Origin of the sequence: Pseudomonas inefficax (genome assembly GCF_032164165.1) — a bacterium.
Lineage (GTDB): Bacteria > Pseudomonadota > Gammaproteobacteria > Pseudomonadales > Pseudomonadaceae > Aquipseudomonas > Aquipseudomonas inefficax.
On the sequence record NZ_CP134401.1, the window covers coordinates 4,677,405 to 4,701,843 of the forward strand.

Annotated in this window: 22 protein-coding genes; 8 read left to right on the forward strand and 14 right to left on the reverse strand. The window is 62.5% G+C overall.

Annotated features, from left to right (window positions below; all coding sequences use genetic code 11):
- Nucleotides 1-132 precede the first annotated feature (132 nt).
- The 5 genes from RIN61_RS21170 (at nt 133) to RIN61_RS21190 (ending at nt 5,818) form a co-directional block, all read left to right on the forward strand.
- Complete coding sequence (locus RIN61_RS21170) at nt 133-2,433, forward strand: fatty acid cis/trans isomerase (RefSeq protein WP_112252367.1); 2,301 nt, start codon at nt 133-135, stop codon at nt 2,431-2,433.
- Nucleotides 2,434-2,708: 275 nt separating this feature from the next.
- Entirely contained in the window at nt 2,709-3,743 is a 1,035-nt protein-coding gene (locus tag RIN61_RS21175; protein ID WP_112252368.1) for an acyltransferase family protein, read from the forward strand.
- Between the two features lie 58 nt (nt 3,744-3,801).
- A complete protein-coding gene (nfuA, locus tag RIN61_RS21180) occupies nt 3,802-4,386 on the forward strand; it encodes a Fe-S biogenesis protein NfuA (RefSeq protein WP_003250416.1) in 585 nt (194 codons plus the stop codon).
- 340 nt (nt 4,387-4,726) lie between these two features.
- Nucleotides 4,727-5,335 (forward strand): SCO family protein, encoded by a 609-nt coding sequence (locus tag RIN61_RS21185; RefSeq protein ID WP_024086651.1) that lies wholly within the window; start codon nt 4,727-4,729, stop codon nt 5,333-5,335.
- Nucleotides 5,336-5,818, forward strand: a complete 483-nt coding sequence (locus RIN61_RS21190; protein ID WP_313853863.1) for a copper chaperone PCu(A)C — start codon at nt 5,336-5,338, stop codon at nt 5,816-5,818.
- A gap of 126 nt (nt 5,819-5,944) precedes the next feature.
- Here RIN61_RS21190 and RIN61_RS21195 read toward each other — a convergent pair whose 3' ends face one another.
- The 8 genes from RIN61_RS21195 to RIN61_RS21230 form a co-directional block, all read right to left on the reverse strand.
- Nucleotides 5,945-6,172: a hypothetical protein gene (locus RIN61_RS21195; protein WP_003250422.1), complete on the reverse strand. Its 228-nt coding sequence runs from the start codon at nt 6,170-6,172 to the stop codon at nt 5,945-5,947.
- Nucleotides 6,173-6,244: 72 nt separating this feature from the next.
- Entirely contained in the window at nt 6,245-7,078 is an 834-nt protein-coding gene (locus tag RIN61_RS21200) for an AraC family transcriptional regulator (RefSeq protein WP_112252370.1), read from the reverse strand.
- Nucleotides 7,075-7,389: an AzlD domain-containing protein gene (locus tag RIN61_RS21205; RefSeq protein ID WP_112252371.1), complete on the reverse strand. Its 315-nt coding sequence runs from the start codon at nt 7,387-7,389 to the stop codon at nt 7,075-7,077. Before RIN61_RS21205 ends, RIN61_RS21200 begins: the two co-directional genes overlap by 4 nt.
- Nucleotides 7,386-8,078, reverse strand: coding sequence for an AzlC family ABC transporter permease (locus tag RIN61_RS21210; RefSeq protein ID WP_112252372.1), 693 nt, complete (start codon nt 8,076-8,078; stop codon nt 7,386-7,388). The genes RIN61_RS21205 and RIN61_RS21210 overlap by 4 nt, the downstream gene beginning before the upstream one ends.
- Nucleotides 8,079-8,300: 222 nt before the next feature.
- A complete protein-coding gene (locus RIN61_RS21215; RefSeq protein ID WP_313853867.1) occupies nt 8,301-8,996 on the reverse strand; it encodes an SEL1-like repeat protein in 696 nt (231 codons plus the stop codon).
- A gap of 138 nt (nt 8,997-9,134) precedes the next feature.
- Nucleotides 9,135-10,217, reverse strand: coding sequence for a hypothetical protein (locus RIN61_RS21220; RefSeq protein WP_313853869.1), 1,083 nt, complete (start codon nt 10,215-10,217; stop codon nt 9,135-9,137).
- Between the two features lie 39 nt (nt 10,218-10,256).
- Nucleotides 10,257-10,883, reverse strand: a complete 627-nt coding sequence (locus tag RIN61_RS21225) for a LysE family translocator (RefSeq protein ID WP_025338491.1) — start codon at nt 10,881-10,883, stop codon at nt 10,257-10,259.
- A gap of 2 nt (nt 10,884-10,885) precedes the next feature.
- The gene (locus tag RIN61_RS21230; RefSeq protein ID WP_112252375.1) at nt 10,886-11,674 is read right to left on the reverse strand and encodes a YqcI/YcgG family protein; all 789 of its coding nucleotides are present in this window, start codon (nt 11,672-11,674) and stop codon (nt 10,886-10,888) included.
- Nucleotides 11,675-11,833: 159 nt separating this feature from the next.
- Here RIN61_RS21230 and RIN61_RS21235 point away from each other — a divergent pair, with 159 nt between their 5' ends.
- Nucleotides 11,834-12,754: a LysR substrate-binding domain-containing protein gene (locus RIN61_RS21235; RefSeq protein WP_085592215.1), complete on the forward strand. Its 921-nt coding sequence runs from the start codon at nt 11,834-11,836 to the stop codon at nt 12,752-12,754.
- Here the strand turns inward: RIN61_RS21235 and RIN61_RS21240 are convergent.
- Complete coding sequence (locus RIN61_RS21240) at nt 12,735-13,631, reverse strand: LysR family transcriptional regulator (protein WP_112252440.1); 897 nt, start codon at nt 13,629-13,631, stop codon at nt 12,735-12,737. The two genes, RIN61_RS21235 and RIN61_RS21240, sit on opposite strands and share 20 nt — an antisense overlap.
- 117 nt (nt 13,632-13,748) lie before the next feature.
- Between RIN61_RS21240 and RIN61_RS21245 the strand changes: the two genes are divergently transcribed.
- Nucleotides 13,749-14,939, forward strand: coding sequence for an MFS transporter (locus RIN61_RS21245; RefSeq protein WP_112252376.1), 1,191 nt, complete (start codon nt 13,749-13,751; stop codon nt 14,937-14,939).
- A gap of 235 nt (nt 14,940-15,174) precedes the next feature.
- Here the strand turns inward: RIN61_RS21245 and RIN61_RS21250 are convergent, their stop codons facing one another.
- From RIN61_RS21250 to RIN61_RS21270, 5 genes are all read right to left on the reverse strand, one after another.
- A complete protein-coding gene (locus RIN61_RS21250) occupies nt 15,175-15,447 on the reverse strand; it encodes a DUF3077 domain-containing protein (RefSeq protein WP_112252377.1) in 273 nt (90 codons plus the stop codon).
- Between the two features lie 4 nt (nt 15,448-15,451).
- Entirely contained in the window at nt 15,452-15,715 is a 264-nt protein-coding gene (locus RIN61_RS21255; protein WP_112252378.1) for a hypothetical protein, read from the reverse strand.
- A 778-nt stretch (nt 15,716-16,493) separates the two neighbouring features.
- Nucleotides 16,494-16,961, reverse strand: coding sequence for a hypothetical protein (locus tag RIN61_RS21260; RefSeq protein WP_146742839.1), 468 nt, complete (start codon nt 16,959-16,961; stop codon nt 16,494-16,496).
- Nucleotides 16,958-19,378 (reverse strand): RHS repeat-associated core domain-containing protein, encoded by a 2,421-nt coding sequence (locus RIN61_RS21265; RefSeq protein ID WP_313853877.1) that lies wholly within the window; start codon nt 19,376-19,378, stop codon nt 16,958-16,960. The genes RIN61_RS21260 and RIN61_RS21265 overlap by 4 nt, the downstream gene beginning before the upstream one ends.
- Before the next feature lie 117 nt (nt 19,379-19,495).
- The gene (locus RIN61_RS21270) at nt 19,496-21,556 is read right to left on the reverse strand and encodes a DUF6531 domain-containing protein (RefSeq protein ID WP_313853879.1); all 2,061 of its coding nucleotides are present in this window, start codon (nt 21,554-21,556) and stop codon (nt 19,496-19,498) included.
- Nucleotides 21,557-22,050: 494 nt separating this feature from the next.
- Here RIN61_RS21270 and RIN61_RS21275 point away from each other — a divergent pair, with 494 nt between their 5' ends.
- On the forward strand, nt 22,051-24,411 hold the full coding sequence (locus tag RIN61_RS21275; RefSeq protein ID WP_313853881.1) for a DNA polymerase II: 2,361 nt from the start codon (nt 22,051-22,053) through the stop codon (nt 24,409-24,411).
- Nucleotides 24,412-24,439 lie beyond the last annotated feature (28 nt).

The following is a 24,439-nucleotide window of genomic DNA, read 5'->3' on the forward strand; positions in this document are numbered from 1 at the left end:
CTGCGCGGTTTTTAGGTGCATCGCCCATTTGCATGAAAATGCCTCATGTTGGGCGGGCGTCGGCAAAGCAGGGCACCCAAGGACGACCAGGCAACAAATCGTGATGGCTTTCATACCCAGGACTTTCCGCACATGGTGCATCGTATTCTTGCCGGCGTTTTCGCCCTGCTCATCAGCAGTGTGGCGTTCGGGCAAGCCCCCCAGTCGAGCCCGGCTATTTCCTACACCCGGGACATTCAACCGATCTTCACCGAGAAATGCGTGGCCTGCCACGCCTGCAACGACGCGGCCTGCCAGCTGAAGCTGGAAAGCCCCGAAGGCGCGGTGCGCGGCGCTACCAAGGTTCCGGTGTACCAGGGTGAGCGCAGCAAGGCAGTGCCCACCACGCGGCTGTTCTACGACGCCCACAGCGAGGGCGAATGGCGCAAGAAGGGCTTCTACTCGGTGCTCGATAACCAGGGTAGCCAGGCTGCGCTGATGGCGCGCATGCTCGAGCTGGGGCACAAGACCCCGCTCACCCCCAACGCCAAGCTGCCCGAGGAAATCGTCCTGGGCCTGAACCGCAACAACATGTGCCCGTTGCCGCATGAGTTCGATGCCTATGCCGGCGCCCACCCCAAGGAAGGCATGCCACTGGCGGTGACCGGCCTGACCGACAAGGAATACGACACCATGCGCCGCTGGCTGGCCGCAGGTGCACCGGTCGAGCACCAGCCGATCAAGCCAAGCGCGGCCGAAGCCACTCAGATTGCCGATTGGGAAGAGCTGCTCAACCGCCCGGGTTCCACCGAGGCGCTGGTCGGCCGCTGGTTGTACGAGCACCTGTTCCTGGCGCACATCTACTTCGTGGGTGGCGAGCAGGGCCACTTCTTCCAGTGGGTACGTTCGCGTACACCGAGCGGCCAGCCAGTCGACCTGATCGCCACGCGCCGCCCCAATGACCCACCGGGCACCGACTTCTACTACCGGTTGATTCCGGTGCAGGGCGTGATCGTGCACAAGACGCACATCACCTACCCGATGGGGCCGCAGAAGCTCAAGCGGGTCAAGCAACTGTTCTACGCCGGCGACTGGCATGCCACTGCACTGCCAGGCTACGGCCCGCGCCACCGGGCCAACCCGTTCGAAACCTTCGAAGCGATCCCGGCCGTGGCGCGCTACCAGTTCATGCTGGATAACGCCGAGTACTTCGTGCGCACCTTCATCCGTGGCCCGGTATGCCGTGGGCAGATCGCCACCGACGTGATCCGCGACAACTTCTGGGCGTTGTTCCAGGAACCGGCCCACGACCGCTACATCACCGATGCCAAGTACCGTGGCGAGGCCACGCCGTTGCTGGCCATGCCTGGGCAGATCGATGACGTGGGCAGCGTGCTGAGCCTGTGGCACGCCTACCGTGACAAGCGCAACGAGTACGAAAAACTGCGCCGCGAAGCCTATGCCGACATGCCGGCACCGGGCTGGGCGACGCTGTGGGCCGGTAACGACAACGCGCTGCTGAGCATTTTCCGCCACTTCGACAGCGCTGCGGTGACCAAGGGCCTGGTCGGTGACGTGCCGCTGACCGTGTGGCTTTTCGACTACCCGTTGTTCGAGCGCACCTATTACCAGCTGGCGGTCAACTTCGATGTATTCGGCAACGTCTCGCACCAGTTGCAGACGCGCCTGTACTTCGACCTGATCCGCAACGGCGCCGAGGTCAACTTCCTGCGCCTGATGCCGGCCGACCAGCGCAAGGCGATCCTCGGCGACTGGTACCAGACCAGCGGCAAGGTGAAGATGTGGATGGATTATGAAGACATCGACACCGACACCCCGAGCGGTATCCAGCTCGACCCGCGCAACCCCAAGCGCGACTTCGGCCTGAAGCTGTTGCAGCGTACCGGTAGCCTGAATGCCGCGCCTGACCCGATCAACCGCTGCCAGGGCGCGTTCTGCTCACGGCCGCAGGTGAGCGAAGAGTTCCGCAATGCCGAGCAGTCGCTCAGCCGCCTGGTGTCGCGCCCGGCTGCCGGGTTGAAGGTGATCAACCAGCTGCCCGAGGCGACCATGCTGCGCATCGAAGGGCAGGGTGGCCAGCGCCAGGTGTACAGCCTGTTGCGCAACCGCGCGCACAGCAACGTGGCGTTCCTGTTGGGCGAGGCATACCGCTACCAGCCGGGGCTGGACACCCTGACCCTGTACCCGGGCGTGCTCAGCAGCTACCCCAACTTCATCTTCAACATCCCGACCAAGGATGTGCCGGAGTTCGTCGAGGACATGGAGTATGCGAAAGATGACCCGGCCAGGTTCGAGCGCATCGTCATGCGTTGGGGTGTGCGCCGCAGTCACCCAGAGTTCTGGCGCTACTTCCATGACCTGACCAGCTTCATCAAGGAGACCGAGCCGGTCGAGGCGGGCGTGCTGGACATGAACCGCTACGAGAACCTCTGATCGGTTGGGCTGACCTTTCCGATTACCCTGCGGTCGGACTTGCTGGGTGGTCCTGATCGATTGCAAGGGGCTGCTTTGCAGCCCTTCGCGGGTAAACCCGCTCCCACAGGCATGGCACCACTCTCGAGGTCAGCGCTAACCCTCCCACAGGAATGGCACGACTCTCGAGGACAGCACTAATCCTGTGGGAGCGGGTTTACCCGCGAACGGGCGCGTAGCGCTCGCCCTTGCATTCGAGCCTGGGCCTCAATGCACCGGCAATCGCAGGGTACTCCATGCTGTATTCGCTTCAAGCACTGCGGGCGTTCGCCGCCTGGGTGGTGGTCTGCCACCATTTCATGCAAATCTTCTTCGACTTCCAAGCCTCCGGCCCCATCGGCCAACTGCTCACCGACCGTGGCGCCGCAGGCGTCGACATCTTCTTCGTCATCAGCGGGCTGGTCATCTACCTGTCGACCTGCGACAAGGCCATCGAGCCCCGCCAGTTTCTGCTCAACCGGGTGCTGCGTATCGTCCCGGCCTACTGGTTCTATACGGCATTGATGGCAGCCCTGCTGCTGGCCTTCAGCCAATGGATGCCGCACCAGGCATTCACCTGGCACCACCTGCTGCTGTCGCTGCTGTTCATCCCGGCAGAAAACCCCGGTGGCTACGGCTTGTACCCGACCCTGAACGTGGGCTGGACACTGAATTTCGAGATGTTCTTCTACCTGCTGTTCGGCCTTGCTTTCCTGGTGCGCCAGCGTCATCACCAGCTGCTGGTCACCGCCGTGCTGCTGCTGGCCAGCGAGATACTGGGCCGGCTGGGCGTGCTCAGCCGCTTCTACAGCAACGACATCATCTACGAATTCCTGCTCGGCATCGGCCTGGGCGTGTTGCACCGGCGCGGGCTGATCCAGCAGGGCCGCTGGCTGCCGTTGGTGCTGCTGGCGGCGGCGGGCCTTGCCATCTACCACCTGGACGCTTCCCGGCGCTTGCTGCACTGGGGCGTGCCGAGCGCAATGATCGTGCTGGCCTTCGTTGCCCTGGAGCCGGTGTTCCGTGGCAACCGGCTGCTCAAGGCGCTGGGCGACTGTTCGTATTCGGTGTACCTGGTTCATGTGCTGGTGCTGTATGCCGGTTGGTTCGCCAGCCAGCGCCTGCAGTTGAACCCGTACCTGGTGTTTGCCCTGTGCGTGCCGTCCATTGGACTAATGTCGTGGTTCAGCTACCAGTGGCTCGAGCGCGGCCTTTACCGGCGCATGCAGGCCTGGCTGGCGGCGCCACGGGGGCGAGCCCCTGAATATGCGCTTTCCCGAGTCAAATACTAGGACTTTGTTCGAAGGCCGGGTTGGCGTACACTTGGCCGCAAGTCTGTGAGGAACCTACATGAGCGCTATAACCATTACCGACGCCGCCCATGACTACCTGGCCGATCTGCTTTCCAAGCAGAACACGCCTGGCATCGGCATTCGCATTTTCATCACCCAGCCGGGCACCCAGTACGCCGAAACCTGCATCGCCTACTGCAAGCCGGGCGAAGAGAAGCCTGACGACACCGCCGTGGGTCTGAAGAGCTTCACCGCTTACCTGGACGCGGTCAGCGTGCCGTTCCTGGAAGACGCGCTGGTCGACTATGCCACCGACCGCATGGGTGGCCAGCTGACCATCAAGGCGCCGAACGCCAAGGTACCGATGGTCAACGAAGACAGCCCGATCAACGAGCGCATCAACTACTACCTGCAGACCGAGATCAACCCCGGCCTGGCCAGCCACGGCGGCCAGGTGAGCCTGGTGGATGTGGTCGACGACGGCATTGCCGTGCTGCAGTTCGGTGGTGGTTGCCAGGGTTGCGGCCAGGCCGATGTGACCCTGAAGGAAGGCATCGAGCGCACCCTGCTCGAGCGTATTCCCGAGCTGAAGGGCGTGCGTGACGTGACTGACCACAGCCAGAAAGAGAACGCCTACTACTGAGGCTGACGCGCTCTGTCATGTGTAGGAGCGGCCTTGCGTCGCGAAAGGGCTGCGGAGCAGCCCCGGGATATTGGCGGCGAAGCTGGTATTGCCGGGGCCGCCTCGCGGCCCTTTCGCGACACAAGGCCGCTCCTACAGGGATCGCATTGAACCCACTTCCTTAGCAACAAAGTGTTACTGTTTCAACCCCTGCGACAACAGGCCGCAGCCCGTATTCAAAGGGCTGCAGCCGATCCTCGCCTTCGTCGGGTAGAACCCCTCAGGGTGCCGTGCCAGAATGCCCCCGTTTTTCGACCGGCCCGTCCCGAGGGCCGGCACCTTCCCTGTAAAGGATGGTTTCATGAATGATCTATATACCCGGCGCGCAGTTGTCGCCGGGATGGGCGTTCTCGGGCTTGGCCTGCTGGCAGGCTGCAGCCCGGCCCGGGGGCTCGAGTTCAAGTACGGCAAGAACATGAGCAATGAAATCCTTGGGCGCAAGTTCAGCCTCAAGGACACCCAGGGTAACGTGCGCACCCTGTCGAGCTTCTACGGCAGCATGCCGATGATCTTCTTCGGCTTCACCCAGTGCCCGGCGGTTTGCCCGACCACCCTGGCGCGCGCTGCGCAAATCCGCAAGCTGCTGCGCGGCCGCGATCGCGACCTGTTCCAGGTGGTGTTGATTACCCTGGACCCGGAGCGCGACACCCCCGAAGTGCTCGATGCCTACGTCAAGGCGTTCGACCCATCGTTCACCGCGCTGACCGGCACCCCCGAGGAAATCGCCGCGGTGGCCAAGGAATTCAAGGTGTTCTACGAGAAAGTCCCGGCCGGTGACACCTATACCGTCTCTCACTCGTCCACCAGCTACGTCTACGATACGCGTGGCACCCTGCGCCTGAGCCTGGGCCATTCCCTGACCGCCCAGGAATGCGCCGAAGACCTGGTCACCCTGATGGAGATCTGCTGAATGTCGATGCAACCGATCAAGCAAGGCCTGGCTGCCCTGGCCCTGTTGGGCCTGGCGCTGCCGGCCCTGGCCCAGACCACCGTGAGCGACGCCTGGGTCCGTGCGACCGTGCCGCACCAGCAGTCCACCGGTGCCTTCATGACCCTGACCGCCAGCAGCGACAGCAAGCTGGTGGGCGTGGCTTCGCCTGTGGCCAAGACCGTGCAGGTGCACGAGATGACCATGAACGGCGACGTGATGGGCATGCGTGAGGTCAAGGCGGTCGAGCTGCCGGCTGGCAAGGCGGTGACCCTCGATCCTAATAGCCTGCATGTGATGCTGATGGGCCTGAACAACCAGGTGAAAGAAGGCGAGAAAGTGCCACTGACCCTGACCATCGAAGATGCCAAGGGGGACAAGGAAACCCTGGATGTGCAGGCCGAAGTGCGTGCGCTCAACGCCGAGGCGGGCGCTGGGCATGATCACATGCACATGAAGCACTGATCAGGCTGAACCCTTTGGGGGCGCTTTGCGCCCCATCGCGACACAAGGCCGCTCCCACAGGAGAACGCGTATCCCCTGTGGGAGCGGCCTTGTGTCGCGATGGGCTGCCAGGCAGCCCCGGTTCAATCAGCTGCGAAACCTGGGCAGCGGCCTGTCGAGGGTTAGCGAGGTCAAGGTCTTGCGGACCTGGGCCTCATCGGCCTCCAGGGCCTTGAGACTTGCGCGGATCTTGCCGGCGGCGGGCACGTCGCCCTGCCGGTCGATCCAGTCGGCTATCTCCTTGCAGGCACTGCTCAGGCAGGCCTGGCGCTGGTTCATCAGCGACAGGAGGGTGGTGAGCTCTCTTTCGGACATGGCAGGATCCTCCATTCAGCCTTGTCAGTGTAGCAGTGGCTGGCCGACCTGCCCGAGGCCGGTTGTCGCAGCTCAGCCTTGCAGGCAGGCGCTGCGATAGGCCCCTGGCGTTACCCCGTAGGCCTGCTTGAACTGCCGGCTCAAATGGCTCTGGTCGGCAAAGCCCAGGTCGAACGCCACCTCCGAGGCAGCCCACCCACGCTTGAGCATTTCCCGCGCACGGGCCAGGCGCCGCTGCTTGAGCCAGGCATGTGGCGGCAGGCCAGTGGCTTGGCGGAACACCCGGGCGAAATGGAACGGCGACAGGTTGACCGCCGCCGCCAGAGCTTCGAGCGAGGGCGGGTCGGCCAGCTGGCTTTCCAGCAGCTCACGGGCGCGGGCCACTGCCAGCGGCTCGTGCCCGGGGGCGGCGGGTTCGGCGCATTGCCCGTGCCGTTGCACCAGGGCCAGCACCGCCTGGCGCCAGGCGGTCTGCTGCTGCAGGGCACTGGCGCCGGCTTCGGACAGTTGGTGCAACTGGCTGAAGGCAATCGCCAAGGCCGGGTCGTGGATCACGCTGTCCTTGAAGCTGGGCATGCCGTGGCGGCCCAGTTCCAGTTCGTCGAGCACCCCGGTTACCCGTTCATGTTCCGGGTAGAACCCACGGTAGCGCCAGCCCGCTTCGTGGGCGGTGGCACCGGTATGCAGCTCGTCGGGGTTGATCAGCACCATGCTGCCGACCGGCGCCAGGTGCTCGCTGCCGCGATGCCAGAAGCGCTGTGCGCCCGACTCGATCACGGTGAAGACATAGCCTTCATGCACATGCGGGGCGAAACGCTGCTGGAAATAGCGCGCGTGCAGCATCTCGACGTCGCCCAGTGCCGGCGCCTGCCAGAGGTGTGTCTGCTCGCGCAGGGGCGTGCTCATGCCAGCCAGCTGCGCAGGAGGAAGAAGATCAACATGCTCACCAGCATGCTCAGCAGCACGCTGCGGGTCAACAGCACCAGGGCAATGGCCACCAGCGAGCCCAGCAGGTAGGGGTTGAGCAGGCTCAGGTTCAGCTGGTGCTCGGGCATGAAGATGATCGGGCCGCAGATAGCGGTGAGCATGCCCGGCACGGCAAAACCGAGGAATTGCCGTGCGTTGGAGCTCAGGCGCAAGGGCAGGCGCGGCTCCAGGAACGCATAGCGGTTGAGGAACACGATGGCGCCCATGGCGAAAATAAGGATCCAGGTCATGCGCGGGCTCCGGCGAATTTCTGGCAGATGAAACCGGCGCTCATGCCCAGCAGGCCTGCGGCCACCAGGGCGGTTTCCCAGTGCCAGTAGCTGAACAGCACCGAACAGAACAGCGACACCGCCACGCACACCAGCGTGGCCAGGTTGCGCACCAGTGGCGCGATCAGGGCGACGAAGGTGGCGACGATGGAGAAGTCCAGGCCGAGCTGGTCCAGGTGCGGAATGTTCTGCCCCAGCAGGATACCGGCCAGGGTGAACAGGTTCCAGGCGACGTAGAAGGTCAGGCCCACGCCCAAGGCGTACCAGCGGTTGAACTGCTGCTGGTCGTACTGACTGGTCAGGGCGAAGAACTCGTCGGTCAGCAGGAAGCCCAGGCCCAGTCGCCAGCGCAGCGGCTGGCTGGACAGCACCGGGCGCATTGTCAGGCCATACAGCAGGTGCTGCGAGGTCAACAGCAGGGTGGTCAGCAGGATCGACGCCAGGTTGGCGCCGCCCTTGAGCATGCCGATGGCCACCAGTTGCGCGGCACCGGCGAAGACGATGGCCGACAGCCCTTGCCCCTGCCAGGCGCTGAGGTTGGCTTCGATGGCCATGGAGCCGGCCAGCAGGCCCCAGGGGGCAACGGCCAGGGACAACGGGAGAATGGCGATGGCGCCGTGGAGAAAGGCTTGGCGGGCGATGTGGGGCATGGTGGCTGCAGTGCGTGTAGGTGGTAGGCCAGCATGCCAGACGGGGCGGGGGATGGCTTGAACGATCTTGCTATGCCTGGCACGTTCCCTTGTAGGAGCGGCCTTGTGTCGCGATGGGGCGCGCAGCGGCCCCGGCAATATCTGCGGCGAAGCTGAAATCCTGGGGCCGCTGCGCGCCCCATCGCGACACAAGGCCGCTCCTACACGGAAACCGTGTCCGTGTTACGGACGGCTGGTCAGATGCTGCTGCGCCGTCACGCAGCCGTTGGTGTCCACGGCCTTCTGCAGCAGGCTCTGGCGATGCTGCGGGTCCAGGTCGCCGAGCAGGCGGTAGACCTCGGCCTGGTAGTCACGCTGGCGCCCCCACTGCATTTCCAGGCCTTGTGGCCGGTTGCGGTTGCAGGCCAGGCGCGTGGCCGGCTGTGGGTAATAGGGCGCATACAAGGTGGCCATGTTGGGGATGGCCTCCAGCGCAGTCCGGTACTCGTTGCTGACGTTATAGGGCGGGCACCAGGTAGCGATGGCCGGGGCTGGTGCGGCAAAGCCCTGCCTGAGGCTGGCTTCGAGCAGCGGGCAGGCGGCATCCGGGATTTGCGCGGCGGGCAGGTAGGTCATGTAGTACAGCGCCAGGCGGTACTGTGCGACCGGGTGGCCCAACTCCACGGACTTTTTCAGCAAGGCGACTGCTGTCGGCAGGGTGTGGGCCATGGCCTGGCCCTGGCGGCTGAGCTCCGGGTCGCCGCCGATGGCCGTGCGCAGCGTGCTGGCGCCGTCGTCCTGGCTGTCTGCCTGCTCCAGCAAGGGCAAGGCCTGGCGGTAGAGCAGGTCGGCATGAGGGTCGATGCGCACTTCCAGCGCATGCGTGGCCAGTGGCATCAGGGCGATCAACAGTGGGGGCAAGCGCAGCATGCGGCTCACAGGCAAGCTCCATGGGGTGCCAGGTACTGATGGATGGCTTCGATGTTCATGGCGGTCAAGCGTGCGCCTCGGGCAGATCGGAACGACGGCCTATTCTAGCCACCCAAAGGGTCTGGCCGAAAGTCCACCCGGCAACTGTCAGACGAGCTTGATCGGCGTGACCTTGCGCTGGGCATGTTTTTCCTGGGCCAGGCCAAGCTTGGCGGTAATGACCTTGGCCAGGGCATTGTTGCCCAGGTCGTTCAGGTGCAGGCGGTCGATGAACAGGTCGGCGCCGAACACCGGTGAGCTGCTGAGCATGCAGTTCATGTCGTAGCAGGGGACCGGTTCGGCCTGGCTCTTGATACGGCGGAAGAAGGCCGAGTGCAACTGGCTGTCGAACGCGCCGTCCAGCAGCCGGTCGAAATTCGCCGGTCGCCGCTGTAGCGCGTCCAGCATGGTCTGCTCGCCAGCGGGCAGGCTATCCCGGCACCAGGGCAGCAACGGCTGCAGGATGAAGGTGAGGGTGGAATGGCTGTCTGCCAGCAGCCGGTCCCATTGGCGCAAGGTCCGGCCAATGCTGTCGGCGGCACGGGCCAGGCGCTTTTCCGGGGGCGACAGCGGCCAGGTCGCAGGTGTTGCGACCGAGGGCGTGGCCAACGCCTGGCCGATACGCTGCCATAGCGATTGCCGGCGGGGCGACGTCGAGGGCTGCATGCCTTCGCTGAAACTGTTGAGAAAATCCTGGTAGGCCTTGGCGTGCTGAGGGTCATTCAGGTTGGCGAGGACCTCGCAGAGGGCTTCGTGGGCCAGGGTGTTGAGGCCGCTGAGCACCACCACATGGCCGAGCTGGCCAAGGCGATGTTGGTGGGTCAGGAACATCAGCAGTTCCTGGCTGGCATTCAGCCCGCAGCCGGCCAGGCTCAGCCAGACTTCGCCGGTAAGCATCGACAGGTGCGAGGCCACTGTGTGTCCGTCGGAGCTGGCGCCGATGCCCAGGGCAGCGGAGCCGCCGACCAGCAGGTTGATGCGTGACGCCCCACCGCGTTCGGCCACCGAAAAGCGCTTGCCGGCGCAGTGGCTGTAACGCAGGCCCAGGGCATCGGTGTTGATGGTGCCGGAGCGGTAGCCGGTTTCGTGCACATGCACGGTGTGCGGGGCACGCCGGCTGCCCAGCAGCAGAAAGCGCTGGTAGTCCTGTTGCAACGGCGAAGGCGAAGGGCTCGTGTCAGTCGCGGTCATGGGTTCTCCTTCTGTTGCAGCGGGCGCTTTGCATCACATTCAGGCCGCCAGCTCCTTGACGTTGTACAGCAGGCCGCCAGCGGCGATCAGCAGCAGGGCGACCCCCGAGGCCAGGCTGATCATGCGGTTGCTGCGTTGCGAGGCGATCTTGCCGATGGCGAAGATGTACAGGCTCAGCACGGCAAAATCGATGGCCACCCACAGCATCGACAGCACCACCATGCTCTTGCCGAACGACTCGGTGATCTGGATGAACTGCGGGAAGAAGGCGATGAAGAAGATGATGTCCTTCGGGTTGGAAATGCCCACCATGAAACCTTGCAGCAGCCCGCCGCGGCCAGGCTTGGCGAGCTCGCCCGGTGCCTCGGCTGCTGGCGCCTGCAGGGCGTCCCGCAGCGTGCCGACGGCAATGTAGCCGATGAACAGGCAACCCAGCAGGCTCATGGCGCTGAGCCAGGCCTTGTCGATGGCGGCGCTGGTGAGGATGATCCAGGCCGCCGCGCCGATCAGCACCAGTGATGCCCAGTTGGTGCCGACAGCCGTGAACATGGCCTTGCGTGAACCGGAGGCGGCCGCGGTGTTGACGATCAGTGCCACCACCGGGCCGGGGGTGGCGATCAGTAGCAGGACAGTAAGGGCGTAGGTAGCGGTGAGTGCGGTATTCACGGTCAGGTCTCGATCAGTATGTCGGGTGTTGCCGGCTGTACGGCATGGGCGTGGAACGGGCAGCGGGACGGGTTGAGCGACCCTGCCTCCTGCAGTTGGTACTGCTTCCACTCGTAGTTGTCGGCATCGCCGAAGAAACCAAGGGTGTCGGGCATGACGCCGTCGTTGTAGTGGTGCACGCGCTCGCGGATGCGTTCGCGGATACGATGGCCGCTTTCGGTGTTGACGTTGGCCACTTCGTCGAAGTTCGCCCGCGGGTTGATGACGAAGGTGATGTGTGGCCCCAGGTTGCGGCTTTTCATCTGCTGGTGGCCGGGGAAGTTCATGTTGATGAACAGCGGCATGCCGGCAAAGCAGAACGACCAGGCGTTGTCGTCGGGGTCGGTCGGGATGCCCTGCGGCCAGGGATGCGGGTCGCGCGCGTGCACGCCACGCAACACCTTCCAGGCCAGCGCCTGTTGCTCGGCCAGTGTGTAGTCGGCGGCGGTTTCGAGAAACACCACCAGTGGGCTGCCGATACGCTGCTTGGGTGGGATAGGTGCGACTGTGCGCACGTAGTCGGCCAGGCCCATGGCGATGTCATCGGCCAGTTGCCCGGCGCGGGCGAAGAGGATGTGGCAGGTTGCGCCGTTTACCGCCTTGCGGCCGAACAGGCAGGGAAACTCGGGGTTGGCGAGGACACTGCGAAAATGTTCTACGGCTTTGTAGGTCCAATGTTGCGTGTTGCGCACATGGTCAGCGGCCAGCTCTAGCGCATCCAGGCGATAGCAAGTTCCATAACCCGTCGACATGATTTCCCCAGGCGTAAATTCTATGAACGTTCAAGTCACATGCAGGCAGGATCTTGGTTATGTTTGTTATTTACCTGCATTTTCCGAGACGTCCTTGGCGTTGTAAAACGCGTGGAACTATGACCTACTATTAGTCTTACTCATGCTCAGGGCGTCGCCATGTCGGAACGGATTCAGGCTTTGCACGCGCTGCGTGCCTTCGAGGTGGCCTCTCGCTATGGCTCATTTACCCGTGCCGCGGAAGAGCTGGCCCTGACCCAGGGCGCCGTCAGCCACCACATCAAGACCCTCGAAGCCATGTTCGGCTGCGACCTGTTCGAACGCCGCGGGCCGAAGCTGGCCCTGACCGAGCACGGCCGCCTGCTGGCGCAGGAACTCAAGGTTGGCTTCAAGATCATCGAAAATGCCTGCGCCCTGCTGCGTCAGGACCGCTACGGCCTGCGTCTGAAGGCGCCGTCCACACTGACCGTGCGCTGGCTGCTGCGGGCGCTGGATGCGTTCAAGAAGGTCGAGGACAACTGCAGCGTGCAGCTGTCCAGCGTGTGGATGGACATCGACAGCGTGGACTTCTACTCCGAGCCCTACGACTGTGCGATCCTCCTGGCCAACGGGCGTTTTCCCGCCGATATCGAGAGTTTCAAGCTGTTCGATGAATGGCTGATCCCGGTGTGCCACCCGGATTACATGGCCCAGGCTCAACCGGTCCTTGCCGACCTGGCCCAGTGCGAATTCCTGCACCCGTCCCCTGACCGACGAGACTGGCGGCGCTGGCTGGCTCGCATGGATGCGCTGGACATCAGCATCGACCACGGGCAAGTGTTCGATACCCTCGACCAGGGCATCTCGGCCGCACAGCAAGGCCTGGGTATTTCGGTGGTCGACCTGGTGCTGGCCAGCGCCGACCTGTTGGCCGGGCGCCTGGTAACGCCGTTCAAGCACGCGGTGGCCACCGGCGACGGCTATTACATGACCTGGCTCAAGGCCAGCCCCAAGGCGCGGCAGATGCACAAGCTGCGCGAGTTCCTGCTGGGCCAGGTGCCGCCGCTGGCCTGCAAGGACATCAATTACCTGTACGGTTGAATACGCGTTCGAGCATGAAGTCGATGAAAACCCGCAATTTCGGCGGCATCTGCCGCCCGGACGGCCATAGCAGGTAGAAGCTGCCACGCCGCTCCATGAAGTCGTCGAGCACGCTGACCAGCGCACCGCTGGCCAGTTCGCGGCGTACGGTGAAGTCCGGCAGGCAGGTGATGCCGCGGTGGTTGACGGCAAAGCAGACGCGCGTCTCGACGTGGTTGCAGACCATCGAGATAGGAATGTCGTAACCCTGCTCGGGGTGTTCCTGGCGCAGCGGCCAGGTTTCCAGCTTGCCGTTGCTGGGAAAGCGGTAATGCAGGCAGGTATGCGCCGCCAGATCGCGCGGGTGCAGCGGCGTGCCGCGTTCGCGCAGGTACTCGGGCGAAGCCACCAGGCAGTGCTGGAAGTACCCCAGAAACTTGGCGTTGAGCCGCGAGTCCACCGGCTGCCCACCTCGCATCACCACGTCGAAGCCTTCGCCGACGATATCCACCATGCGGTCGGAAAAATCCAGGTCCAGCTCCACCTGTGGGTACCGCGCCATGAACTCGGCCAGTGCCGGCATCACCAGCCCGGTGACCTGCGGCATGCTCACCCGCAGGCGGCCAGTCGGGGTCGCGCTGGCCTGGGACAGCTCCTGCTCGGTGGCCTCGATTTCAGCGAGGATGCGCCGGCTGCGCTCAAGGAACAGCGTGCCTTCGGCGGTGAGGGTAATGCTGCGCGTGCTGCGGTGGAACAGGCGTACCCCCAGGCGGCTTTCGAGCCGCGCCACGCGTTTGCCCACGGCCGAGGCACTGATGCCCAACGACTGGCCGGCGGCGACGAAACTGCGGGTTTCAGCCACCCGGTTGAAGACCACGAAGCCGCTGAGGCTGTCCATGCTGCATTCCTGATTGCGGACATTGACGTCCTGGGTAAGCGGCATTGTACCCATCTTTTTCCATAATGCTTTTGGCTTGCAGACTGTTCGCCTCGTTTTCCAATCAAGGCATCTGCAATGTCCCAGACATCTTCCGCACCGCTGCTGGCCAACGGCAGCGAACGCTTGCCCACCAGTGGGCTGCTGGCGCTGGCTATGACCGGCTTTATCGCCATCCTCAGCGAAACCCTGCCGGCCGGCCTGCTCGACCAGATCGCCGATGGCATGCACATCAGCCAAGCCATGGCCGGGCAATGGGTCACGGCGTATGCCCTCGGCTCGTTGCTGACCGCCATCCCCTTGGTGACCCTGACCCAGGGCTGGTACCGCCGCCGTGCGCTGTTGCTGGCGATCGTGGGTTTCGTGTTGTTCAACGGGTTGACCGCCGTGTCGACTTCCAACACTTTGACCTTGGTGCTGCGTTTTTTCACTGGCGCCGCGGCCGGGCTGGCCTGGGGGCTGATTGCCGGCCATGCCCGGCGCATTGTGCCGGTGGCGTTGCAGGGCCGGGCCATGGCCATGGCAATGCTCGGCCAGCCCATTGCCCTGTCGCTCGGGCTGCCGATAGCCACCTGGCTGGGGGCGGGGCTGGGGTGGCGGGCCACTTTCGTGGTGGTCACGGTGGTGGCGCTGCTGCTGGTAGCCTGGGTACTGCGGTCGGTGCCGGACTACCCGGGGCATGCCGCTGGTAAACGCCCTGCGGCCCTGCAGGTGTTGCGCACGCCGGGGGTGTTGATCGTGCTGTTGGTAATCCTCAGCTGGATCCTTGGCCACAACATTCTCTACACCTACATCGTGCCACTGCTGGCGTCGGCCGGCATGGCTGCCGACATCGGTCCGGTGCTGATGGTGTTCGGCCTGGCGGCCATGGCCGGAATCGGCTTGGTGGGGCTGCTGGTCGACCGGCATCTGCGAACCCTGGTGCTGCTGAGCCTGGCCGGTTTTGCCTTGGCCACGCTGGTAATGGGGCAGGCGTCGCCGTGGGCGATGTACTTGAGCATTGCCTTGTGGGGCGTGACCTACGGCGGTGCGCCGACCCTCCTGCAGACTGCCTGCGCCGATGCTGCGGGCGAGGGTGGTGATGTGGCGCAATCGATACTGGTAACGGTATGGAACAGCGCCATCGCCCTGGGTGGGATCATTGGCGGGTTGTTGCTGAACGGGGCGGGGGTAGAGTGGTTTGCCGGGGTGGTGTTGGGGCTGATCGCGCTGGCCTGGCTGCTGGCTTGGGCTGGGCGTCGCAGTGGGTTTGTGTTGGGAGCCCGCTAGACGGGCAGTACCTGTCACAGCACTATCGCTGGCAAGCCAGCTCCTACAGAAGCTGCGCCGGTCTGTAGGAGTGGCCTGGTGTCTCGAAAGGGCTGCGAAGCAGCCCCAGGTTTCCAGCGCAAACGCACAAGTGCTGGGGCTGTTTTGCAGCCTTTCCGCGACACAAGGCTGCTCCAAAAGCCCGCGCAAGGCCAGGAAATTGATGTAAGGCAGTTGCCTTTAAAATCCCTGAGCTTCAGCGCAAGGTATTCTTGGTCAGCTCAACCTCGTTCATCAAGGCCTTGGCCAGTGTCGTGAGGTAATCGGCGGCGCCCAGGAACTTGTGGTCGTCCTCCATATCGCCTTCGCGCAGCAGGTGCTTGATATAGCTCAGCAGGATCGACACTTGCTCGTAGGCATCATCAATAGGAATGCCCGGCTGGACCCGCAGCAGATTGATCGGCGGGTTGCCGACCTCGAGGAAGGTCTCTGCGCCGATGGTGAGGATGACTTTGGGTTCGTCTGTCATGTCGTCACTCCTCTTCCTTTTCCTTTGCGCCGAACAGCCACGCATGTGAATGCGCTACCAGCGAGTGAGCGATTTCAGTTGCATGCAAGGCATTGCACAGGCCGGGCTCGCCAGCGTAAGTGCGGCAGTGTTCGTCGAGGGTATCGATAACGCCGCGTAGTAGTTCGATGACGTGGGCGAGGGCGTGGGGAGGGTAGATGTCGGATTTGACGGTGAAGAACGGGGTATTGACGGGACGGCGTGGTGAATTGGGGACGATCTTTTTCATTGTGTAATTCCAGCTTCTTAGCACAAAGGAACTACCACCCGAATCTTTCTCATGGATTTGAGGGTGGCAGCCGTACGCGGGTGTGAGAAAGCCGAGAAGAAGCTAGCAAAGACCCGGCCAGGCGAAAGCCCGCCCACGTACGGCCACCATAGAGGTGCTGCTAGCTTATCTGTCGGGTTCTCATGCCCGGTCACCGAAGCGACCCGGAAACGTTATCCGTGAGGTGTTTCCCCGACAACAGCGATAGTTCGGCAGCGCGCGTAGGATAATTCCTAAGCGGGTTCATTCTGAAGCATTTGGTTTCATGTTCAGAAATGTCTTACAGGATGGCTTTGTTGGCTGTGGGGTGTAGGGCGAGAGGTTGGAGTCAGGGCTACTATGTGTCCGGCACTACATTTTCAGCGCCTGTGAGATCGAGCGCCGCCCGCGCGGCGCTTCGCAGCACAAGGCTGCTCCTACATCTGTTTCTGGCCAGTAACGCCTGTGCCAACGCGCGCGATCGCCTTTTTTGTCCGGCACAATATCGAGGTCGAGGCGAAGGGGGCGCGCCTTTGCTTCAGAAGCGGCCTAGTGTCCCGATCGGGCCGCAAAGACCTCGCTGGCGGTGTTGATCAGTTTGGCCAGCTGACCCAAGGTATTTCCTCACCGCTGGCTTGAGTTGGGGGCGGCGGTACAGGATTTTTGGTGAAATGCCATACCGCCGCCTCCGCTTGTTTTTCGCACTTTAGCGATGGACGCTGCCGTCTGGTGTTAGTTCCTGAGATGTCATGGTTCTGGGTCACTTGCTGTCATGGATATTAATTAGCTTGAATTTCTCTGAAAGCTCAAGAATTCTCTCGATGAGTGCCTCGCTATTTAGTTTGATAAGCGGCGGGAGTTCGTCGAATTTTCCAAACACATTGGCTGGAATAAGCTGTCCCTTTGATACAACTAGGCGAATGTCGGGCCTGATCTCAGATACCTGCTTCCTTGGGGGTGGCCATGCTGAGTCTTCGTTTGGGAATGGAATATTTACGACTCTTGGCCATTCACCGCTCTCCATGGGCTTTCGTATGGTCAGGACATCTTGGTAAGATGTTAGATCAGCAAAGTCTGAAGCGTTTAATAATATTTCTCTAGAGATTATGGGGAGAATTGCTATGTCGGGGTCTTGATATGCCCGGATATAGCCGTAAAGCGGCTCTCGTGTTGACAGTGGAACCGCGAATACGTCTCCGGTAATAATTCTAATTTTTTTCGATTTCATTTTGATAGGTGCCTTTCTGCACATTCTATATAGGTCGGTTTGTTTTTATTTCGATTCCCAATAGGGTTATTCTGTTTGGTCGCTCTGTCTCCGAGTTGAACCTTTTCCATGTGCTCAATGCCCCTTACCGCTGCATATGAGTCTGTAGTGTGTATGATAGTGACAGAACTTAGGTCAATTTTGCGGTGATGGCCACCGCTGAAACGTCTACTGAGAACGCTTGTTGGTACCCCGTAGCCTGAGGCTTTTCCTGTATAAATTAATGGATTTCCGTCTGCATCGGTATGTTTTGGGTCTGGAGCTTGATATACGATGTGAGTCTTGCCGTCATCGGCGCAGGGGTCAATCTCTATTGGGCAGCAAGAGGATACGGCTTTCTTCTTAAGCCCGTATGGGTCAATCCACTGGACTGGATTGACTGCAAAGATGAAGATGTTTAACCCGCCGGAGAAACCAATTGGATCTCTGCCTACAAAGCGGCCAATACTCGGGTCGTAATATCGATATCGGTTGTAGTGGAGCTTGGTTTCGATGTCGAAATACTGACCTTGGAAGCGGATATTGGTGTATCCATTCTCTGGCGGGTCGATACTGATCTGATCTGCTGTGGATCCCCAGGCTTTGTAGCTTCCCTTCCAAAATACCTGGCCGCTGGCGCCGGTAGTTTCCATTGGAGTGCCGAGCTGATCACACTGGTACCAGCCAAGAGTGTCAAACGGCTTCGGCGTTGGTTTTTCCTGCCATACCGGATCCCGGTTGATGTTATAGGGGAAATCATAGCTCGGCTGATGCAGCATCTCCTCAATATGATTCATCACTCCCTGTGCCACAGGAACGAAGGTCCCCGGTTCAAACACATAGTGCGTAGTCCGTCCTTTACCATCCCGACCGCGCTGCTCGAACGCCAGCGTATCGCCGTCCCAGATGAACAGCGTCAGATCGCAGCCCAGCTTTTCATCCAGCGCACGCCGCGCATTCTCGTTCCAGACCGGCCCTGCTTGTAACCGTTTGCGGTATTTCGAGCGTGAGTCCTTGTACACCCGGCGGCCTAACGCGTCATACCCGAACTCGACAACCAGCCGCTCATCCTCGTAGCGCCGCAGCCGGTCATACAGGTCCCAGGTAAACTTGCCTGTCTTGCCGTTCTCAATCCGCTCCTGCAGGTTGCCGCGCTCGTCGTACCGATACTGCGTGCCGCAGTAGCTGCGCAGCACGTTGTCCATCAACTTGTGCGGCGAGTGCGGATTAGGATTGGGTGGTGCCTCGGGGTCCAGCAGGTTGCTCGCCGGGTCGAAGGCGAAGGTTTCCTTCTCGTAATTGCGGCTGGCTTCAAGCAAACGGCCAACCGGGTCGTAGCGATAGTGCAGGTCGCCACGGTTCAGGTCGTCGATGTGGCACAGCTGGCCGGCTTCGTCGTAGCGGTAGCTGCGCGCCGCGATGCGTCTGGATTCACCTTGGCGAACCAGTGTCTGCTCCAGCAACTGGCCATTCGGGCTCCAGGTTTGGCGCTGGACCAGGCCATTGCCTTGCACGCGGCCGACCTCCCGGTGCAGATCATCTCGCTCGTAGCTGATCAACTCCTGGTCATCGAGCTTGAGCGCAAGCAAGTGGCCGCTGCCGTAGGTCAGCCAACTGACCCGATGCCCATCGGGGCGGGTGGTGGCGATGCGTTGGTTGAGGGCGTCGTACTCATGCCTGAACACGGCAACCTGTGGCTTGACCAGATAATCCAGCCACTGATGCTCGCGCGTGTTGTTGCCGGCAGCATCGTAGAACCATTGCAGCCTGCAGGCCTCATTGTTGGCCGCCAGCAGGTTGCCATTGCCGTCATAGGCAAAGGTTTCAACCTCCCACTTGTCACCGCCACGCCGAGCGGCCTTGCGCTGGATGAGCCGGCCCATGGGGTCGTATTCGAAGTGCGTGGTCCGGTCGCCATCCACGCGGCGGGTGGGCAGGTTGCTGCCGTTGTCGTAGAGGTAGTGAGTGGTCTCTTTGTCGAAGCCGGTTTCCTTGAGCAGCCGCCCGACGGGGTCATATTTGAAGCTGGCTTCGCTGTTGTTCTCGTTGCGCAGGCGTACCAGTTGGCCGAGCTTGTTCCAGTGGTAGGTGAGGGCGGTGTCGTTGGCGTTGTGACGCTGGTGAATCAACCCTGCTTCGTTGTAGGTCCAGGCGGTTCGGCGATACAGGGCATCGGTATGGCTGAGCAAGCGGCCTTCGGCATCACGTTCGAAGCGTTCGGTGGTCTTGTCCGGGTGGATGAGCAACACCAGCTGACCTGCTTCGTATTGGTATTCGGTAACCTCGCCGGCGGCGTTGATCAGTTTGGCCAGTTGCCCCAACGCGTTGTATTTCCACTGCGTGGTCTTGCCTGAGCAATCGGTGTAGCTCGTCAGCTGGCCATCAGGGTTATAGGCCAACGTCTTCTCACCGCCGTTGGCGTCGGTGATGGCGATGGGCAGGTTGTCGCTGTTGTAGGTATAGAGGGTCTTGTTCTCCAGTGGGTCCTGGGTTTCGATGATGTTGCCGCGCTGGTCTTAATCGTACTTCCACAGGCCGCCCTCGGCATCGCGGGTCTTGAAGCGCTGGTCCAGGTCGTCGTAGGCGTGGTGGACGGTCGTGTAGTCCGGGCGGGTGTGCTGCAGTAGATTGCCGCGATTGTCATAGACGTAGTGGTCAGCGGTGCCATCAGTATGCACATGCTGGGTAACGTTCTTGTCCCTGTCACGGTACAGCCATTCTTCGTCACCATTCGGATGGATGATGCGGTAGGTGTAACCCAAGCTGTCGTAGAAGTGCTGGGTCTGGTTGCCGTTGGCATCGGTCACGCAGGTCAGGCGAACATCTGGGTCCCAGTTCAATCGGGTATCCAGGCTGCCGTCGTCGGCCCACTCGCGGATGGCCTTGGCGTCGGAGCCTTCGCCGGCCCATTCAAGGTTCATGCCCCGGCCCGTACGGTCGGTGTAGCGGGTGATCAGGTGATGGGCGTACTGGTAGGTCCATTGCGCGCCATGTTCGTCACGCGTACTGCACAGGTCGCCCTGGGCATCGAATTCATAGCCAGCGACTTGACGCTCTGGCTGGCCATCACGCATCAACCACAGGGCGACGATCCGGCCGTGATCGTCCAGTTGCGTGTGGATGTGCTGGTGGGCGGTTTCGTACTGGTAGGTCACCAGGTCGGACAGCACAGAGCGGTCGGCATGGCGGTGCTCATAGAACAGTGCGATGCGTGCACCGCCCTGATGCGAGATCAGCTCCAGCCGGAACTGGTCACCGTCGCGCACGTACACCTCATGCATCACATGCCCGCGCGCCAGCACCAGCTTGTCAGCCTCTGGTCGTCCGACCCACAGGTTTTCGATCGGGTCGTGGTGATGCTTGCTGACATCAGGCAAGGGGTAGTGCTGGCTACGGCCATCGATGCCGTGGTACACGAGCTCGTCCCCGGCCAGGTCGAAGCGGCTGGAGAACGGCGTGATCCAGCGGGCGCCGAACGGGCTATGGTCGTAGGCGCCTAGAGTCGAGCGATAGGTTCTGTTCCAGTTGATGGGAAACACGCCGGGTAGCGCGAAGTCCGTGTGGCTGATCGTTTCGCTGCCCAGGGCAAAACTGATGCTGCATCCTGTGCCGCCGGCGACCCCGGCTTTGCGGCAGTTGGGGTCGGCACGGGCAGGGCGTTGCCGCGGGGCTGCTTCGGTGCCGTTTTGTGGGTGAACGCGCCGCACTTGGGTGACCCTGCCGTCGGCATTCACGTTGGCCCGCATCACTACAGGCTTGCGCTTGCTCAGGGCCAGCTTCAACGCATCCAGGATCGCCGCCAGGCTGCCTGGGGTGGCCTTGTTGCCGATCTGGGCGATCTTGTTGCCTGCCATTCGGCCGAGGCTTTCCAAGCTGAGCGCAATGGGTTCGAGCAGTGCCAGCAGTTTTGGGTCCGGCCCCAGGCCAAGCTGGTCTCTGCTCAAGCCGTAGCCGGTTTTGCGTTTGGCGTAATCGGAGGCTTCGGCAACCAGGCGTAACCCCGGGAAGATAACGGTCAGGGCAGTGCTTTTGACGGTGCCGTCTGCGGCCGAGCGGATAAGGTCTGCGAAGAACTGGCAGATATCCACGACCTTCTGCGCAAAGCCGGCCAGGATGGTTTGTAACTGCCGGTCGATTTCCTTGACGAAGTTTTCCAGGTCGCCCCGGCAGACGTCGGCGAGGGCGTTTTCCATCGCGATCAGCAGGGCTTGGGCCATGCCGTCCTTGGAGGAAGCCCTCGCGGACTTCAACACCGGCCGCATCACTTTGCGAGCGGGACCCATGCCGGGTATTGGTGCAATGGCGAACAGGTTGATGCCAAGGCCAACCCAGTTGAACAGGTCGGCCCGGTATTCCGGAGTGCCCTGGACAAGGCTGATGATGTCCCCGATGGCGTCGGTGGCGGCGAATACCGAACCGGCGACGGGCATTACCTCCGCGACGGTGATGACGGTGCGCCAGTTGACCAGATGGCCGGTGAGGTCAGTCAGCCATTGCGCCAGCAATTCGGTGCTGGCGCCGACATCGTCCTGGTCGAAGGTCTCGGTGGGGGCGACGACGCCGGAGCATTTATCCATGGTGGGTACCCCAGGTGACGGGATGAATCATCCAGGCTGGAGTGAGGGTATTTGGGGTAACGCGTAGAGTGTGTTGTGCGCTCATTAGTGTTCCTGCTGTTCATTCCATCGGGCAGGTGAACGCCGGCATGCAGCCTCCTGGCGCATGCGGGCACGTGTGGTGAATTGCACGGGGTGCAAGCACCGGACACTAACGAGGCAAGGGTTCCGGGTCGCTAGTCCGGCTTCCGAAAAATGTGTAGGAAAGTTCGACTCGTGACGTTACAGGGTGTTGGGGATGTAATAAGTGGTCACAGGCCGGTCTTTGAACCAAGCGATGTGATGGATGGCACCGGCTGCGCCGGTGTTCGCGGGTGAACCCGCTCCCACATCGACCGTATCGGTTTCAAGGTTTTAGGTAAGGCAGTCGCTCTTCATGCATGGCGCATGCCCAGCGCAAACAGCCGCCATGGAGGTAGAATCCCCCCTGGACAAACGATTCAGAGGTCGACGCGGTGGAGTTGCAGCAGGGCTTTGTCCTGACCCGACATTGGCATGACACGCCCGAAGGCACCTGCGTGGAATTCTGGCTGGCCACCGACCAGGGGCCACGGCAGCTGCGCCTGGCGCCACAGGTATCGGTGGCATTCATCCCCCAGGCGCAGGAAGCGCACGCACGGGTGCTGCTGGCCAACGAAGCCGGTGTCGAGTTGCGGCTGCTGCAGCTGAAGGACTTTGACCAGCGCCCGGTGCTGGGCTTGTACTGCCGCCAGCACCGGCAACTGATGCAGTTGGAGCAACGCCTGCGCACGGCCGGTATCGAGGTGTTCGAAGCCGATATTCGCCCGCCAGAGCGCTACCTGATGGAGCGCTTCATCACCGCCCCGGTGCAGTTCACCGGCCAACCGGATGCCCAAGGCGTGTTCTGCGATGCCCAGCTCAAGCCCCTGCCGGGTTATCGCCCGCCGCTGCGCCTGGTGTCGCTGGACATCGAGACCAGCGAGCGGGGCGAGCTGTACAGCATTGCCCTGGAAGGCTGTGGCCAGCGCCAGGTGTACATGCTCGGGCCGGCCAACGGCACGGCTGATGACCTCGACTTCGACCTGCACTACTGCGCCGACCGCGCCGACATACTGGCCTGCCTCAACCAGTGGATGGCCGAGCACGACCCGGATGCAATCATCGGCTGGAACCTGATCCAGTTCGACCTGCGCCTGCTGCATGAGCACGCCAAGCTGCTGCAGGTACCGCTGGCATTGGGGCGCAACGGCGCGCCGATGACCTTGCGCAGCCATGCCGGTGGTGGCCACGTGTTCGCTGATGCCCCGGGGCGGCTGCTGATCGACGGCATCGAGGCGCTGCGCTCGGCGACCTGGAGCTTCCCGTCGTTCAGCCTTGAAAGTGTCGCCCAGACCTTGCTCGGTGAAGGCAAGGCCATCGACACGCCGTACCAGCGCATGGATGAAATCAACCGCCGCTTCGCCGAGGACAAGCCGGCTTTGGCGCGCTACAACCTCAAGGATTGCGAGCTGGTGACACGCATCTTCGCCCACACCCGCCTGCTCGAATTCCTGCTGGAGCGGTCTTCGGTCACCGGCCTTGCGGTGGACCGCAGCGGTGGTTCGGTGGCCGCGTTCTGCCACTTGTACATCCCGCAGATGCACCGCCTGGGCTTCGTCGCCCCCAACCTCGGCAGCCGCCCCGACGAGGCCAGCCCCGGTGGCTTCGTCATGGATTCACGCCCGGGCCTGTACGACTCGGTGCTGGTGCTGGACTACAAGAGCCTGTACCCGTCGATCATTCGCACCTTCCTGATCGACCCGGTGGGGCTGGTCGAAGGCTTGCGCCTGCCCGACGATGAACACTCGGTGGAAGGCTTCCGGGGCGGGCGTTTTTCCCGTAGCGAGCATTGCCTGCCGGCCATTGTCGAGCGGGTATGGCAGGGCCGGGAAGCAGCCAAGCGCGAGGGCAACGCGCCGCTGTCGCAGGCGCTGAAGATCATCATGAATGCCTTCTACGGAGTGTTGGGTTCGAGCGGCTGCCGCTTCTTCGACCCGCGCCTGGCTTCGTCGATCACCATGCGCGGCCACCAGATCATGCGCCAGACCCGTGCACTGATCGAAGCCAGGGGCTACGAGGTGATCTACGGCGATACCGACTCCACCTTCGTCTGGCTCAAGGGCGCCCACGGCGAGGAGGCTGCAGCACGCATTGGCCGCGAGCTGGTGGCGCAAGTCAATCAGTGGTGGCGCGAACACCTGCGCGAGCAGATGAACCTGGAAAGCGCGCTGGAGCTGCAGTTCGAGGTGCATTACCGGCGCTTCCTGATGCCAACCATCCGCGGTACGGACGAAGGCAGCAAGAAGCGCTATGCCGGGCTGGTGCAGCGGGCCGATGGCAGCGAGCAGATGGTCTACAAGGGCCTGGAGTCGGTGCGTACCGACTGGTCGCCGCTGGCCCGGCAGTTCCAGCAAGCGCTGTACGCGCGGATCTTCCGTGGTGAGCCGTACCGCGACTACGTGCGTGACTACGTGCGGCAGACGCTGGCCGGTGAACTGGACGCGTTGCTGGTGTACCGCAAGCGCCTGCGCCGGCCGCTGGCCGACTATCAACGCAACGTGCCCCCCCATGTGCGCGCTGCGCGCCTGGCAGATGACTACAACAGCCGCCTGGGCCGGCCAAAGCAGTACCAGCGCGGCGGCTGGATCAGCTACCTGATGACCACCGCGGGGCCCGAGCCGCTGGAGAACCCACAGGCGCCCATCGATTACGATCATTACCTGAGCCGCCAGCTGCAGCCGGTGGCCGATGCCATCCTGCCGTTCGTGGGGGATGATTTCGCTGCGCTGACCGATCGCCAGCTCCTGTTGTTCTGACGCGGTGGTACCTGGCTAACACTCGCTG

Bases quoted from the DNA above. Each gene is read 5' to 3' on its own strand.
- RIN61_RS21170 (WP_112252367.1), top strand. From the start codon at position 133: ATGGTGCATCGTATTCTTGCCGGCGTTTTCGCCCTGCTCATCAGCAGT.
- RIN61_RS21175 (WP_112252368.1), top strand. From the start codon at position 2,709: ATGCTGTATTCGCTTCAAGCACTGCGGGCGTTCGCCGCCTGGGTGGTG.
- nfuA (WP_003250416.1), top strand. From the start codon at position 3,802: ATGAGCGCTATAACCATTACCGACGCCGCCCATGACTACCTGGCCGAT.
- RIN61_RS21185 (WP_024086651.1), top strand. From the start codon at position 4,727: ATGAATGATCTATATACCCGGCGCGCAGTTGTCGCCGGGATGGGCGTT.
- RIN61_RS21190 (WP_313853863.1), top strand. From the start codon at position 5,336: ATGTCGATGCAACCGATCAAGCAAGGCCTGGCTGCCCTGGCCCTGTTG.
- RIN61_RS21195 (WP_003250422.1), bottom strand. From the start codon at position 6,172: ATGTCCGAAAGAGAGCTCACCACCCTCCTGTCGCTGATGAACCAGCGC.
- RIN61_RS21200 (WP_112252370.1), bottom strand. From the start codon at position 7,078: ATGAGCACGCCCCTGCGCGAGCAGACACACCTCTGGCAGGCGCCGGCA.
- RIN61_RS21205 (WP_112252371.1), bottom strand. From the start codon at position 7,389: ATGACCTGGATCCTTATTTTCGCCATGGGCGCCATCGTGTTCCTCAAC.
- RIN61_RS21210 (WP_112252372.1), bottom strand. From the start codon at position 8,078: ATGCCCCACATCGCCCGCCAAGCCTTTCTCCACGGCGCCATCGCCATT.
- RIN61_RS21220 (WP_313853869.1), bottom strand. From the start codon at position 10,217: ATGACCGCGACTGACACGAGCCCTTCGCCTTCGCCGTTGCAACAGGAC.
- RIN61_RS21230 (WP_112252375.1), bottom strand. From the start codon at position 11,674: ATGTCGACGGGTTATGGAACTTGCTATCGCCTGGATGCGCTAGAGCTG.
- RIN61_RS21235 (WP_085592215.1), top strand. From the start codon at position 11,834: ATGTCGGAACGGATTCAGGCTTTGCACGCGCTGCGTGCCTTCGAGGTG.
- RIN61_RS21240 (WP_112252440.1), bottom strand. From the start codon at position 13,631: ATGGACAGCCTCAGCGGCTTCGTGGTCTTCAACCGGGTGGCTGAAACC.
- RIN61_RS21245 (WP_112252376.1), top strand. From the start codon at position 13,749: ATGTCCCAGACATCTTCCGCACCGCTGCTGGCCAACGGCAGCGAACGC.
- RIN61_RS21250 (WP_112252377.1), bottom strand. From the start codon at position 15,447: ATGACAGACGAACCCAAAGTCATCCTCACCATCGGCGCAGAGACCTTC.
- RIN61_RS21255 (WP_112252378.1), bottom strand. From the start codon at position 15,715: ATGAAAAAGATCGTCCCCAATTCACCACGCCGTCCCGTCAATACCCCG.
- RIN61_RS21260 (WP_146742839.1), bottom strand. From the start codon at position 16,961: ATGAAATCGAAAAAAATTAGAATTATTACCGGAGACGTATTCGCGGTT.
- RIN61_RS21270 (WP_313853879.1), bottom strand. From the start codon at position 21,556: ATGGATAAATGCTCCGGCGTCGTCGCCCCCACCGAGACCTTCGACCAG.